Origin of the sequence: Stenotrophomonas maltophilia group sp. Smal12 (genome assembly GCF_037079935.1) — a bacterium.
GTDB classification, from domain to species: domain Bacteria; phylum Pseudomonadota; class Gammaproteobacteria; order Xanthomonadales; family Xanthomonadaceae; genus Stenotrophomonas; species Stenotrophomonas sepilia.
Genome location: NZ_JBAWUK010000025.1, coordinates 1 through 12783 on the forward strand (window position 1 = coordinate 1; position 12783 = coordinate 12783).

General features: G+C 66.3%; 13 protein-coding genes. 10 read left to right on the top strand and 3 right to left on the bottom strand.

Annotated features, from left to right (window positions below; all coding sequences use genetic code 11):
• Nucleotides 1–310: 310 nt before the first annotated feature.
• The 6 genes from rsmD (at nt 311) to WDC87_RS12265 (ending at nt 5122) form a co-directional block, all read left to right on the top strand.
• Entirely contained in the window at nt 311–889 is a 579-nt protein-coding gene (rsmD, locus tag WDC87_RS12240) for a 16S rRNA (guanine(966)-N(2))-methyltransferase RsmD (protein WP_072168325.1), read from the top strand.
• Nucleotides 890–915: 26 nt separating this feature from the next.
• Nucleotides 916–1425, top strand: a complete 510-nt coding sequence (gene coaD, locus WDC87_RS12245) for a pantetheine-phosphate adenylyltransferase (protein ID WP_005416145.1) — start codon at nt 916–918, stop codon at nt 1423–1425.
• A gap of 59 nt (nt 1426–1484) precedes the next feature.
• Nucleotides 1485–1976 carry a hypothetical protein gene (locus WDC87_RS12250; RefSeq protein WP_005409092.1) on the top strand — a complete coding sequence of 164 codons (492 nt, stop codon included), beginning with the start codon at nt 1485–1487 and terminating at the stop codon, nt 1974–1976.
• A gap of 132 nt (nt 1977–2108) precedes the next feature.
• Nucleotides 2109–2390 carry a YfhL family 4Fe-4S dicluster ferredoxin gene (locus WDC87_RS12255; protein ID WP_004153175.1) on the top strand — a complete coding sequence of 94 codons (282 nt, stop codon included), beginning with the start codon at nt 2109–2111 and terminating at the stop codon, nt 2388–2390.
• Entirely contained in the window at nt 2387–4117 is a 1731-nt protein-coding gene (gene ggt, locus WDC87_RS12260) for a gamma-glutamyltransferase (RefSeq protein ID WP_134972425.1), read from the top strand. The genes WDC87_RS12255 and ggt overlap by 4 nt, the downstream gene beginning before the upstream one ends.
• 117 nt (nt 4118–4234) lie before the next feature.
• Nucleotides 4235–5122: an MBL fold metallo-hydrolase gene (locus WDC87_RS12265; RefSeq protein WP_072168323.1), complete on the top strand. Its 888-nt coding sequence runs from the start codon at nt 4235–4237 to the stop codon at nt 5120–5122.
• Nucleotides 5123–5163: 41 nt separating this feature from the next.
• Here the strand turns inward: WDC87_RS12265 and WDC87_RS12270 are convergent, their stop codons facing one another.
• Both WDC87_RS12270 and upp read right to left on the bottom strand, forming a co-directional pair.
• Nucleotides 5164–5457 carry a PsiF family protein gene (locus WDC87_RS12270; protein WP_049413317.1) on the bottom strand — a complete coding sequence of 98 codons (294 nt, stop codon included), beginning with the start codon at nt 5455–5457 and terminating at the stop codon, nt 5164–5166.
• Nucleotides 5458–5642: 185 nt separating this feature from the next.
• Nucleotides 5643–6275 (bottom strand): uracil phosphoribosyltransferase, encoded by a 633-nt coding sequence (gene upp, locus WDC87_RS12275; protein ID WP_252744982.1) that lies wholly within the window; start codon nt 6273–6275, stop codon nt 5643–5645.
• A gap of 169 nt (nt 6276–6444) precedes the next feature.
• On the opposite strand from upp, the gene WDC87_RS12280 reads away from it, so the two are divergent.
• Genes WDC87_RS12280 through WDC87_RS12295 form a run of 4 tightly spaced genes read left to right on the top strand, consistent with a single transcriptional unit; the run spans nt 6445 to nt 12110 of the window.
• Nucleotides 6445–9006, top strand: a complete 2562-nt coding sequence (locus WDC87_RS12280) for a TonB-dependent receptor (RefSeq protein WP_252744981.1) — start codon at nt 6445–6447, stop codon at nt 9004–9006.
• Nucleotides 9006–10121: a phytase gene (locus WDC87_RS12285; protein ID WP_252744980.1), complete on the top strand. Its 1116-nt coding sequence runs from the start codon at nt 9006–9008 to the stop codon at nt 10119–10121. Before WDC87_RS12280 ends, WDC87_RS12285 begins: the two co-directional genes overlap by 1 nt.
• 14 nt (nt 10122–10135) lie before the next feature.
• Nucleotides 10136–11485 (top strand): metallophosphoesterase family protein, encoded by a 1350-nt coding sequence (locus WDC87_RS12290; protein WP_227837561.1) that lies wholly within the window; start codon nt 10136–10138, stop codon nt 11483–11485.
• Nucleotides 11486–11495: 10 nt separating this feature from the next.
• Nucleotides 11496–12110 carry an inorganic diphosphatase gene (locus tag WDC87_RS12295; RefSeq protein WP_088497189.1) on the top strand — a complete coding sequence of 205 codons (615 nt, stop codon included), beginning with the start codon at nt 11496–11498 and terminating at the stop codon, nt 12108–12110.
• 19 nt (nt 12111–12129) lie between these two features.
• On the opposite strand, the gene WDC87_RS12300 is transcribed toward WDC87_RS12295, so the two are convergent.
• Entirely contained in the window at nt 12130–12714 is a 585-nt protein-coding gene (locus WDC87_RS12300; RefSeq protein WP_053499158.1) for an SMI1/KNR4 family protein, read from the bottom strand.
• Between the last annotated feature and the right edge of the window lie 69 nt (nt 12715–12783).

Consider the following 12783-nt stretch of genomic DNA (forward strand, 5'->3'; position numbering starts at 1 on the left):
ACCGATGTGGAGGTCTTGCAGGCCTCTTTGGCGACCTGCAGTTTGAAACGCGCGTCGTATCTGTTCATGTATCCCTCGGGGTTGGATCTGATGTCCAACTCCCGGGGGTCACTTCACCATGGGGGCTCGATGGCGCCATCCATGGCGCCAACGGTCCTGCCAACCCACACCGCCCCGCCAACCCACAGGAAACCAGCTTTTGAAGTTGCTTCGGCCGTTGCTTCGGACTCTGCGGGTGCCGGGCAAAGCCCGGCCGAACTACAATCCCACTCATGCTGAAATTCTTGAATACCTCCCGCCGGGGGCGCCAATGAGCGGCCGTGGGGGCAACGACGGGCAGGTCCGCATCATCGGCGGTCGCTGGCGCAATACCCGCCTGCCGGTGCCGACCCTGCCGGGACTGCGGCCCAGCAGCGATCGTGTGCGCGAAACCCTGTTCAACTGGCTGATGCCCAAGCTCGGCGGGGCCCGTGTGCTGGACCTGTTCGCCGGCAGCGGCGCATTGGGCCTGGAAGCGGTCTCGCGCGGTGCCGCCCACGCCACCCTGGTCGAGCGCGATGCGCAGCTGGGACGCAACCTGACCGCCGCCGTCGCCAAGCTGCAGGCCAGCGACCAGATCAGCGTCGTGCAGGCCGATGCCCTGCGCTGGCTGCAGGGTGCGCCCGCGCAGCAGGCCGATCTGGTGTTCATCGACCCGCCGTTCGCCGATGGCCTGTGGCAGGACGTGCTGGCCCAGCTGCCGCGGCACCTGGCAGCCGACGCCTGGCTGTACCTGGAGTCGCCGGCCGGCCACGTGCCGGTGCTGCCGCAGGGCTGGCTGCTGCACCGCGAGGGCGGCACCCGTGAGGTGCGCTTTGCCCTGTACCGCCGTGCCACTGCTACACTTTGACCTCATCTGAACATCTGCTACCGCCCATGACCGTGGCCAACCGCCGCATCGCCGTCTATCCCGGCACGTTCGACCCGATCACCAACGGTCACATCGACCTTGTGAGCCGGGCCGCGCCGCTGTTCGAAAAGGTCGTGGTCGGCGTGGCGCAGAGCCCGTCGAAGGGCCCGGCGCTGCCGCTGGAACAGCGCGTGCAGCTGGCGCGTGGCGCCCTGGCCCACCATGGCAATGTCGAAGTCATCGGCTTCGATACCCTGCTGGCCCATTTCGTACGTTCGGTCCAGGGCGGGGTGCTGCTGCGCGGCCTGCGCGCGGTGTCCGACTTCGAGTACGAGTTCCAGATGGCCAGCATGAACCGCCACTTGATTCCCGAGGTCGAGACCCTGTTCCTGACCCCGGCCGAGCAGCACAGCTTCATTTCGTCCTCGCTGGTCCGCGAGATCGCGCGCCTGGGCGGCGACGTGTCCGGTTTCGTGCCGGCCGCGGTGCTCGAAGCCCTGCGCAAGGTCCGCGAAGCGAAGGCGGCACAGTCGTAAGCCCGCCGTACCTGCACCCCGTTACGTACAACACCACGCACCATTCCGGGAGGAAATCCATGAACACCACCATGCGCGCGATGCTGATCGCTTCGTTGGCCCTGGCCTTCACCGCCTGCAAGAAGGAAGAGGCCGCTCCGGTCGACGAGGCCAAGCAGGCCCTGGTCGCCCCGGCCAAGGACGACGATGCAGGCTGGAAGAAGTACCTGCAGGAAGTGGCCATCCAGAACATGGGCAACATCACCAACAGCCCGTTCCTGTATTACCTCTCCCCGGAATCGGACCCGGACTTCCAGGCCAAGTACGAGCGCCAGACCGAGAGCGCGACCCAGGCCGTGGCCCGTGGCGTGCAGCCGGGCAACATGCTGGCCTTCGGTTCGTCGGCCTCGGGCAAGATGGCTGACATGATCCAGGCCGTGTTCAAGGACGTTTCGCCGGATTCGATGAAGGGCGTGCGCGTCGTCTTCATCGGCCAGTCGGCCGACAACGCCCGCGTGCAGGCTGCGATCCAGCCGACCGGTGCCGAGTACATTTTCGTCGAAGCCAAGTAATACCGAGCCATGGCGGCCATGCTCCGGCATGGCCCGGGCGGCGTCCTGCCAGGGCGCCGCTGATGACCTGACCGGCCCGCGCGCCCGCGCTGGCCGGTCCTTTGTCCCAAGGCGCGGGCGAGGAGTATCGCCATGTCGCTGAAAATCAACGAGCTCTGCGTCAACTGCGACGTCTGCGAGCCGGCCTGCCCGAACCAGGCCATTGCGATGGGTGAAACCATCTACGTGATCGACCCTGCGCGCTGCACCGAATGCGTGGGTCATTTCGACGAGCCACAGTGCGTGGTCGTCTGCCCGGTCGAGTGCATCGACCCGGATCCGGAGATCGTGGAAACGGAAGACCAGCTGCTGGCCAAGCTGCGCCAGCTGCAGCACGATCACCCCGAACTCTATGCGGAGCCCCCATCCGAATGAAGACGCTGATCGTCCGCCCCCTGTTGCTGCTCGGCCTGCTGCTGAGCCCGATGGCCTGGGCCGACAGCCCGGCCCGTGCCGAGCGCCCCGACGGCGCAGCCATTGCCAGCGGCCACGCGCTGGCCACCCAGGCCGGTATCGATATCCTGGCGCAGGGCGGCAACGCCTTCGACGCTGCGGTGGCGGTCTCGTCCACGCTGGCGGTGGTCGAGCCGATCAGTTCCGGACTCGGCGGCGGCGGCTTCTTCCTTCTGCACGACGCGGCCACCGGCAAGGACGTGATGCTGGATGCACGCGAGACCGCACCGGCGGCGGCCACGCCGCAGGCCTTCCTCGACAAGCAGGGCAACCTGGACCGCGACCGCTCGGTCAACGGTGCGTGGTCGGCGGGTATTCCCGGCCTGCCCGCAGCGCTGGTCGAACTGTCGGCCCGGCACGGCAAGCTGCCGTTGTCGGCCTCGCTGCAGCCGGCGATCCGCATCGCACGCGAAGGCTTCCCGGTGTACGACCGCATGGCCAAGGGCTACGCGTCGCGCCGTGAAGTGATGGAGCGCTATCCCGGCACGCGTGAAGTCTATCTGCGCAACGGCAAGCCGATCGCCAGCGGTGACCTGTTCAAGCAGCCGGAGCTGGCGCAGACGCTGGAGCGCCTGGCCGCGGGAGGTTTCGACGGCTTCTACAAGGGCCAGACCGGAAAGCTGTTGCTGGCGGGCGTCAAGCAGGCCGGCGGCAAGTGGACCGCCGAAGAGCTGGCCGGCTATCGCGTGAAGCAGCGCGAGCCGATCGTGTTCAACTACAACGGCTGGAAGATCACCACCGCGCCGCCGCCGTCGTCCGGTGGCATTGCGCTGGCCAGCATGCTGCAGATCCTGGAAGGCTGGGACATCAGGAAGATGGATCCGGCGCACCGTACCCACCTGGTGGTGGAGTCGATGCGTCGTGCCTACCGCGACCGTACGTTCTTCCTCGGCGATCCGGACTTCGTGCAGATCCCGCAGAAGGTGCTGACCAGCAAGGACTACGCACAGGGCCTGCGTGCGACCATCCATCCAGAGAAGGCCACGCCCAGCGACCTGCTGTCGGGCAACCCGACGCCGCTGGAAGACGACGAGACCACGCACTTCTCGATCATCGACCGCGACGGCAACCGCGTCGGCGCCACCCAGACCGTCAACCTGCTGTACGGCTCGGGGCTCATTCCCAAGGGCACCGGTGTGCTGCTGAACAACGAGATGGACGATTTCGCGCTGAAGCCGGGTACGCCCAATGCCTTCGGCGTGATGGGCTACGAGGCCAATGCGCCGAAGCCGGGCAAGCGCATGCTCAGCTCGATGACGCCGACCTTCATGGAAAACAGCGACAAGGTGATCGTGCTGGGCACCCCGGGTGGCAGCCGCATCATCACCATGGTGCTGCTGGGCATCCTCGGCTACGACGCTGGCCTGGACGCGCAGCAGGTTGCCGCGCTGCCGCGCTATCACCACCAGTGGCTGCCGGACCTGATCGAAGCCGAGGATGATGCGTTCGACGCGGCGACGGTGAAGCAGCTGCAGGCGATGGGCCACAGGATCGACCTGCCGGGCAATGTCGCCGCCGGCGGTCGCGGTTCCAGCCACGTGTGGGGCAACCTGCAGACCGTGGAATGGGACCGCAAGGCGAACAAGCTGTTCGGTGGCAGCGACCCGCGCAATCCGGTGGGCAGTGCCCAGGTCGTGCCGGCCTACTGATGTGGTGGTGCCGGCCACTGCCCGGCAATCCGCAGATCACCAGGACCCCGCCAACCGGCGGGGTTTCCTGTTTCCTTTCTAGCGATTATTTAACGGTCCGGCGCCGATAATCGACGCATGAAACTCTGGTCTATTCGTGGAAACTCGCAGCGCCTGGACGGCGGCGCGATGTTCGGCAACGCGCCGCGTGCGTTGTGGGAAAAATGGGCGGCTCCGGACGAGCTCAATCGCATCGAGCTGGCCTGCCGTGCGCTGCTTGCCAGTCCGCTGGAAGGCAAGACGGTACTGTTTGAAACCGGTATCGGTGCGTTCTTCGACCCGCGCATGCGAGAGCGCTACGGCGTGCAGGAAAGCCAGCACGTGCTGATCGATTCACTGCGCGAAGCGGGTTTCGAGCACGAGGACATCGACGTGGTGGTGCTCAGCCACCTGCACTTCGATCATGCCGGTGGCCTGCTTGCCGCATGGAGCGAAGGGCGTGAGCCCGAGCTGCTGTTCCCCAACGCAACCTATGTGGTTGGAGCGCAGCATTGGCAGCGCGCCGTGCAGCCACACCCGCGCGATCGGGCCAGTTTCATACCTGAGCTGCCCGGCCTGCTGCAGGCCAGTGGCCGCCTGGAAGTGGTGGATGGCGAGTACTCGAAGGCGCTCGGCCGCAGCGTGCGCTTCAGCTACAGCGATGGGCATACGCCGGGGCTGATGCTGGCCGAGATCGTTGGCCACGCGCATGCCGGTGAAGATGCGCACGGTGGCGTGGTGTTCTGTGCCGACCTCATCCCAGGTCGTTCATGGGTGCACGTGCCGATCACCATGGGCTATGACCGCAATGCCGAATTGCTGATCGACGAGAAACGGCAGTTCCTTGAGGACAAGCTGGCGCGCAACGTGCGGCTGTTCTTCACCCACGACCCGCAGGTGGCGCTGGCGCAGCTGGGCCGTGATGACAAGGGACGTTTCGTGACCCTGCACGAACAGGGCGAGCTGAAGGCGCGCGCCCTGGGGTAATGGCAGAGCCGAGCGTGGGCTCGGCTCTGCATCACTCGTCGTTACGACGCCTTCAGGCAGCTGCTCATGAAGGTCTTGCGCGCATCGCCTGCCAGTTTCTTCGCGCCCGCGTCAGCGTTGCACTTGCGCATGCGTTCCTGCTGCGTATTGACCGGCTTGGTTTCGGCAGCCTGGCCACTGAGGCAGGAGCTCTGCGCGGTCTTGTAGGCATCCCCCTTCAAGCCCTTGTTCTTGGCCGAGCATTCGGCCATGCGTTGCTGCTGCGGGGTGGTGGCGTTGGCAGCCAGGGGCAGGCCGGCCAGCAGGACGGCGGCCAGCAGGAATGAGGCCTTCATCGCGAGCTCCAAGGGTGGCGGGTGCGCGGAGCATTCGCCTCCGGCCGGCAAGGCTACGTGAAGAATCACGCGTCGGCCACACCCGCGTCCACGGGCGTTCACGTGCCGCGGCGAAGCGCGCCCGCGAACGGTTGTCGGGTCAGAGCCCTCTCCTGCGGAGAGGGATCCGACCGCGGTTCGCCGGATCAGCCGACGCGGGTGCCGAAGATGCGGTCACCTGCGTCGCCCAGTCCGGGCAGGATGTAGCCCTTGTCGTTGAGCTGGGCATCGATGGCCGCAGTGTAGATTTCCACGTCCGGGTGCACGGCCTTCACTGCTTCGATGCCTTCGGGCGCGGCCACCAGGAAGATGCCCTTGATGCGACGGGCGCCGGCGCGCTTGAGCATGTCGATGGTGGCGATCAGCGTGCCGCCGGTGGCCAGCATCGGGTCGAGGATCAGTGCGTCGCGCTCTTCCAGGCGGCCGGTCAGGCGCTCGAAGTAGGGCACCGGCTGCAGGGTTTCTTCATCGCGCTGCAGGCCGACCACGCTGACACGGGCGGCCGGAATCAGCGACAGCACGCCGCTGAGCATGCCCAGGCCGGCACGCAGGATCGGCACCACGGTGATCTTGGCGCCGGCAATGCGCTGCACCGTCACCGGGCCGGCCCAGCCGGCCAGGGTGTGCGGCTCGGTATCCAGGTCGGCGGTGGCCTCGTAGGCCAGCAGCATACCCAGCTCGTTGGCCAGTTCGCGGAAATCCTTGGTGCTGAGCGCAGCGTTGCGCATCAGGCCGATCTTGTGCTGCACCAGCGGGTGGCGCACTTCGACGATCTTCATGGTCGGGAAGGGGAATAGGGAGAGAGGCCGCCATTTTGCCGGATTGGCGGGGCGAAGCCCAAACCGGGCCCGGGGCCGCTGTACATGAAATGTGCAGAGGCATGTCACGGCCATGCAACCTTGCGGACATACCGTGCAGACCCATTCTTAACAGGAATGGGGATTCCCAGTGCATATCAAGACTCCGTTGGCCGTTGCCATCACCCTGACCCTGGCAATGGGGGCTGCGGCACCGCTGCAGGCCGCCGGGCAGCAGGCGGTAGCCGCTACCGGCGCCGTGGCGGCCGACGCGGTCGACCTGGACCGTATCGAGGTGCGCGCCCAGCTCGAATCGCAGATCCGCGCGGTCGACCTCAAGCGCGGCAGCGACGCCATCGAAGACGCGGTGTCCTCCGATGCCCTGGGCCAGTACCCGGACAAGAACGTGGCCGAATCACTGCAGCGCCTGCCGGGCATCAGCGTGACCCGTGACCAGGGCGAGGGCCGTTTCGTGGTCATCCGTGGCCTGGACGCCAATCTCAACAGCGTCAGCGTGGATGGCATCGCCGTGGGCACGCCGGAGGATTCCAGCCGTGCCGCGCCGCTGGACGTGATTCCGTCCGATTCCACCGAACGCCTTCGCGTGGTGAAGTCGCCGACCCCGGACATGCCCGGTGATGCCATCGGTGGTGCCGTGCTGGTGGAATCGGCCTCGGCCTTCGACCGCGACGGTCGCAGCCTGCGTGGCAAGATCGAGGGCAGTCACCAGCAGCTGTCCGGCGAGACCAGCCCGAAGGCGGCCTTCAACTACAGCGAAGTGTTCAACGACACCTTCGGCGTGGCGCTGGGCGTGAACTACCAGAAGCGCAGGTTCGAGTCGGACAACACCGAAGTGGAGTACGACGGCGAGGACGATGCCGCCCCCGGTGACGTGACCGCGATCAACCTGCAGCACCGCAAGTACGAGATCGAGCGCAAGCGCATCGGCGCCAACCTCAACCTCGACTGGCGGCCGGACGAAGACAGCCGGTACTACCTGCGCACGCTGTACAGCCAGTTCGACGATGCGGAGACCCGCCAGCGCGTGATCTTCAACTTCGACGACGCGAAGATGGTCAAGACCGGCACCGACCAGTACCGCCTGGATGGCATGCCGAAGGATTCGATCGACAAGCGCATGCGCTACCGCACCAAGAAGGAAAACACCTTCGCGGCCAGCCTGGGCGGCGAGAACAAGTTGACCAACGCCGTGGTCGATTACCGGATCGGCTACACCCGTACCGAAGAGCGCGTGAACGACGAGATGGAGGCGCGTTTCAAGCTCAACGGCAAGGCGTTCAACGGCAGCCTGGACCAGAGCAGCCGGCTGCCCAGCTACAGCTTCGACAACCCGCAGTGGCTGGACAACAGCAACTACGCGTTCGACCGCTTCGTGCTTTCGCCCAAGCAGGTGAACGACAAGGAGCACAGCGCGCAGGTCAACGTGCGCTTCGACGGCGACAGCAGCAGCATCAAGTTCGGTCTGCTGGGCCGCTGGCGCGACCGCGACGTGAATGTGGATGAGCGCGAACTGCGCGTCGGCCCGAAGGTGACGCTGGCGGGCTGGACCACCTCCTCGCCCGAACATCGCCACGGCAACTTCGGCGACGGTATGGATTCGGCTGCGATGCGTGCCTTCTGGGCAGCCAACGGCAGCCAGTACAGCGCCCGCCCGCAGGACGTCGGCGGCAATGCGATGACGTCGCTGGAAGAGGATTACGTGGCCAGCGAGGACATCTTCGCCAGCTATGCCATGGGTACCTGGGACGTGGGTGCGCTGCGCATCATCGGCGGCGTGCGCGTGGAGAACACCCGCTTCAAGGCGATCGGCAACCAGGTGGACGTGGCCGCCAACGGCCGCAGCTTCACCGTCACCCCGCGCGTGGCCAACAGCAGCTACACCAACGTGCTGCCGGGCCTGCACCTGCGCTATGACGCGGCTGATGACTGGGTGCTGCGCGCCTCGGCCAACAAGACCGTATCGCGCCCGTCCTTCGGCGACGTCTCGCCGCGCGTGGGTTACAGCCGCGGTGACGAGGAAGTGCGCCTGGGCAACCCGGAACTGGATCCGTACGAGTCGAAGAACATCGACCTGTCGGTGGAGAAGTACATCGGCAGCAGCGGCATCGTTTCGCTGGGCCTGTTCCACAAGTCGATCGATGGCTACATCGTCGGAACCGTGCGCACCAATGATCCGGCCTACGGTGGATTCGATGTGACGCAGCCGATCAATGGTCGCAAGGCCACCGTGCGTGGTGCGGAGTTCAACTGGCAGCAGCAGCTGGCCTTCCTGCCGGACGGCCTGGATGGCCTGCTGGTCGGCGCCAGTGGCACCTGGCTGGATACGAAGTTCGATGCCGGCATCAAGGACCGTGCCGGCGAGGACTTCACCCTGCCACGCGCCTCCAAGCACGTCTACAGCGCGCACATCGGCTATGAGAAGTACGGCTTGAGCACGCGCCTGGCGGCCGTGTACCGCAGCGAGTACCTGGACAGCATCGGCAAGGGCCGCGCGTTCGATATCTACGTTGCGCCGAATACCCAGCTCGATTTCTCGCTTGACTACAGGTTCACCCCGCGCGTGAGCGTGTACTTCGAAGCGCAGAACCTGCTGGACAAGCCGCTGGAGCTGTACCAGGGCACGCGTTCGCGCACCCTGCAGATGGAAGAGTACGGCCGCACCTATGCGCTGGGCCTGAAGGTGGCGCTGTGATGGGGCGTGGCGTCACCGTCCTGGCCGCCGCGCTGGCAGCTACGCTGGTCGCCGGCTGCACGCCGGCCACCGGCACCGATCCGGCTGCGGGAGCGGCCGCGCCGGCCGCCGGAGGCGAGCGCGTGGTGACCACCATCGCCGAAGCCTTCCTGTCACCGATGACCCCAGCCGACAACATCGATTCCCCCGCGGCCTGGCGCGCGCCGGACGGCGCGCTGTGGCTGATCGCCACCGCCAAGGCCACCGACAAGCTGGTGGTCTACGACGGCAGCACCGGACAGCACCTGCGTGACGTCGGCAGCAGCGGCACCGCACCGGGGCAGTTCGACCGCCCAAATGGTATCGCGGTGATCGACGACCTGCTGTGGATCGTGGAGCGCGACAATCACCGCGTGCAGGTACTGCGCCTGCCGGACTTCACGCCGCTGGCGACGTTCGCTGCGGACGACCTGCGCAAGCCTTACGGACTGTGGGTCGACCGTCGTGCCGATGGCTACAGCGTCTACGTCACCGACTCCTGGGACAACGGCGAGGATGCACAGGGGCGTGACGTCCTGCCGCCGCTGGCCGAGCTGGACAAGCGCGTGCGCCAGTATCACGTGACCCGCAATGGTGAGAAGGTCGACGCGAAGCGGGTGGCCAGCATCGGCGATACCACCGAGGCGGGAGCGCTGCGCGTGGTCGAGTCGATCTGGGGCGATCCCGAGAACGACCGCCTGTTGATTGCCGAAGAAGACGAGAGCTACGCCAGCGAGTTCAAGGTCTACACCCTGGCGGGCCGCTTCACCGGCACCACCTTCGGCCGCGACGTGTTCAAGGCGCAGGCCGAAGGCGTGACCCTGCGCACCTGCGGCAAGGATGGCTGGTGGATCACCACCGAACAGGGCAAGCAGCGCAGCGTGTTCCATCTGTTCGACCGGCACACGCTGAAGCCGGTCGGCGCGTTCCAGGGCAATACCGTGGCCAACACCGACGGCATCTGGATGATGCAGCAAGCCAGCACGCGCTTCCCGCACGGCGCGCTGTATGCCGTACACGACGATCAGGGTGTGGTGGCCTTCGACTGGGAAAGCATCGCCAAGCAACTGGCGCTGCCGCTGGAGTGTGGTGCATGAGCCGGCAGCTCGTGATGCGCACGCTGGCCCTGGGCCTGCTGCTGGCGCTGCCGTCGCTGTCGATCGCGGCGGCCGAACCGAATACCCAGGTGCCGGCAGGTAGCCGCCACTACGCAGCGACGACGGTGCCGGACCGCATCGTCGCCTCGCCGGCGGCCGATTCCAGCCATGGGTTCGCAGTGGCCTGGCGCACCGATGGCAGCGTGCAGGCGCCGCTGCTGGAGATCGCAATGGCCGCAGATTCGCCGGCCATCGAAGGCATCCGCCAGGTTCGTGCGACGACCCGCGCGCTGCAGACCGAGAACGGCCTGTCGCACCACCATCGTGCAGATATCGATGGCCTGCAGCCGGATACCCAGTACGTCTACCGTGTGCAGGGCAACGGCAGTTGGAGTGCATGGAACCAGCTGCGCACGCTGGCTGCCGCCGACCAGCCGCTGACCCTGCTGTACTTCGGCGATACCCAGAACAAGAACGTCAGCCATGTCAGCCGCGTGGTGCGTGCCGCGCAGAAGGCCGCACCGCAGGCACGCATGAGCCTGTTTGCCGGCGACCTAGTCAGCGGCGGCGACAACATGGATGACAGCGAGTGGGGCGAATGGTTTGCCGCCGTCGGCTGGCTGGCGCAGGAAATGCTGGTGGCGCCGGCCATAGGCAATCACGAGTACTTCGAGGAATTCGAGGACACCCCGCAGGAGCGCCGGGTGCTGGGCCGCCACTGGCCGGTCACGTTCGCGTTGCCGGGCAATGGTGCCAGCGCTGCGCAGCAGAGCAGCTACTGGTTCGATGCGCAGGGCGTGCGCGTGGCGGTGGTCGATGGCACTTCGGCACTCGACCTTGGCACGGCCAAGGCACAGGCGCAATGGCTGGACAAGGTGTTGACCGGCAATCCGCAGCCGTGGACCATCGTGTTGCTGCACCAGCCGTTCTACTCGCCGCGCGAAGGGCGCGAGAACGCCGCGCTGCGTGAGGTGCTGTTGCCGGTGGTACGCCGCCACAACGTCGATCTGGTGCTGCAGGGCCACGACCACACCTATGGCCGTCGTGGCGAGGGGCAGGCCGCAACGCCGCAGTACGTGGTGACTGTAGCCGGACCGAAGCAGTACCGCCTGTCCGATGAAGCGCGCAGGACGATGAACCCAGTGGCCGAAGACACCCAGTTGTTCCAGGTGTTGAACATCGACCCGCAGCGCCTGCGCTATGAAGCGCGCACCGTGACCGGCCGTCTCTACGATGCCTTCGAACTGCGCCGCGATGCCAAGGGGGGAAAACAGCGCATGGAGCTGACCGAAGGCCGCATCACGCCGCGTGATTGCCCGCGTGCGCAGACCGCCAAGGGTCGCGCCGATCGCTGCTGGGAATGAGGACACGCCGATGACCACGCCCCGTCGCATCCTTCCTCTCGCTGCCATCGGCGCCGCTCTGCTGTTGCTGACCAGTGCGGTGACCGCTGCCGATACCGTGCTGCATCCGTTCCTGGTGGCCCAGCCAAGGGAAGCCCCGCAGGAGGTGAATCTGGCGGTGGAGATTCCCGCCGGCAGCGTGACCAAGTACGAGATTAAGGAAGACGGCCTGGTGCATGTGGACCGCTTCCAGTCGATGCCGGTCGCCTATCCGGCCAACTACGGTTCGATGCCGCGCACGTTGGCTGGCGACAACGATCCGCTGGACGCGCTGGTGCTGACCCGTGAACCCCTGCATCCGGGCGTGATCGTACGCTTCCGGCCGATCGGCTACCTGAAGATGATCGACGGCGGCGAGCACGACGAGAAGATCATCGGCGTGCCGACCGACAAGGTTGACCCGACCTACGCCAACATCCGCGACCTGGCCGATCTGCCGGAGATCGAAAGACAGCGCATCGAAGCGTTCTTCCGGGTCTACAAGGACCTGCCGGCCGGGCGCAACGCGGTGCAGCTCAACGGTTGGGGCAACGCCGCCGAGGCGCGGGCGCTGATCAGCGAAGCGATGAAGCGCTTCGAAAGGTAGATCCGCGCCATGCGTGGATTCAGTCCAGCAACGTCTCGATGAACGATTCGGCCTGCAGGCGGTCGCCCAGTACCCGGGCCACCGCCTGTACGGCTGCGTCCTGGTGTTCAGGGCGGATGCCGCCATCGTCATCGTCGTTGTAAAGGTCATCGCCGGCATCGAGGTACACCGTGCCTGCTGCAGCCAGAGCTGCCATCAGGGTCGGCACGTCGGCAGCCATTTCGTCGGCATCCAGCAGGCCGGCACCGTGATGGCTGAACAGCACACGGCCGTCGTCCAGATCGAGGATGAACGGATCAGCGCTGCGATCGGCAATCACCAGCCAGTTCGAGGGCCAGTCGTTGATCCGTTCGCCGCTGATGCCATGCCATCGATAGCCGGCCTGATGGCTCCACAGGCGTTGCAGCGGCGGTATCCAGACATCAAGGCCGGGAACGGTGATGCCGGCGGTGCCTACCCGGGCATTGATCACTTCGCCCAGCGGCCCGACCTGCGCGTAGAAGCGTGCCAGTACCGGGGGCAGCGGGAACGGGCCCTGCCAGTCGCTCTCGTGCTGGGCATGCAGCAGCCCGAAGCGGGCGAATGAGGCGTGAAGATCATCCATGTCAGAGTCCATCGGGTAGCGGCCGTGCAGCCTAGCAGACGGCGTCTGCGCGCATCGCCTTCACCACCG

Bases quoted from the DNA above. Each gene is read 5' to 3' on its own strand.
- WDC87_RS12265 (WP_072168323.1), top strand. From the start codon at position 4,235: ATGAAACTCTGGTCTATTCGTGGAAACTCGCAGCGCCTGGACGGCGGC.
- coaD (WP_005416145.1), top strand. From the start codon at position 916: ATGACCGTGGCCAACCGCCGCATCGCCGTCTATCCCGGCACGTTCGAC.
- ggt (WP_134972425.1), top strand. From the start codon at position 2,387: ATGAAGACGCTGATCGTCCGCCCCCTGTTGCTGCTCGGCCTGCTGCTG.
- WDC87_RS12290 (WP_227837561.1), top strand. From the start codon at position 10,136: ATGCGCACGCTGGCCCTGGGCCTGCTGCTGGCGCTGCCGTCGCTGTCG.
- rsmD (WP_072168325.1), top strand. From the start codon at position 311: ATGAGCGGCCGTGGGGGCAACGACGGGCAGGTCCGCATCATCGGCGGT.
- WDC87_RS12300 (WP_053499158.1), bottom strand. From the start codon at position 12,714: ATGGATGATCTTCACGCCTCATTCGCCCGCTTCGGGCTGCTGCATGCC.
- WDC87_RS12270 (WP_049413317.1), bottom strand. From the start codon at position 5,457: ATGAAGGCCTCATTCCTGCTGGCCGCCGTCCTGCTGGCCGGCCTGCCC.
- WDC87_RS12295 (WP_088497189.1), top strand. From the start codon at position 11,496: ATGACCACGCCCCGTCGCATCCTTCCTCTCGCTGCCATCGGCGCCGCT.
- WDC87_RS12285 (WP_252744980.1), top strand. From the start codon at position 9,006: ATGGGGCGTGGCGTCACCGTCCTGGCCGCCGCGCTGGCAGCTACGCTG.
- WDC87_RS12250 (WP_005409092.1), top strand. From the start codon at position 1,485: ATGAACACCACCATGCGCGCGATGCTGATCGCTTCGTTGGCCCTGGCC.
- upp (WP_252744982.1), bottom strand. From the start codon at position 6,275: ATGAAGATCGTCGAAGTGCGCCACCCGCTGGTGCAGCACAAGATCGGC.
- WDC87_RS12255 (WP_004153175.1), top strand. From the start codon at position 2,109: ATGTCGCTGAAAATCAACGAGCTCTGCGTCAACTGCGACGTCTGCGAG.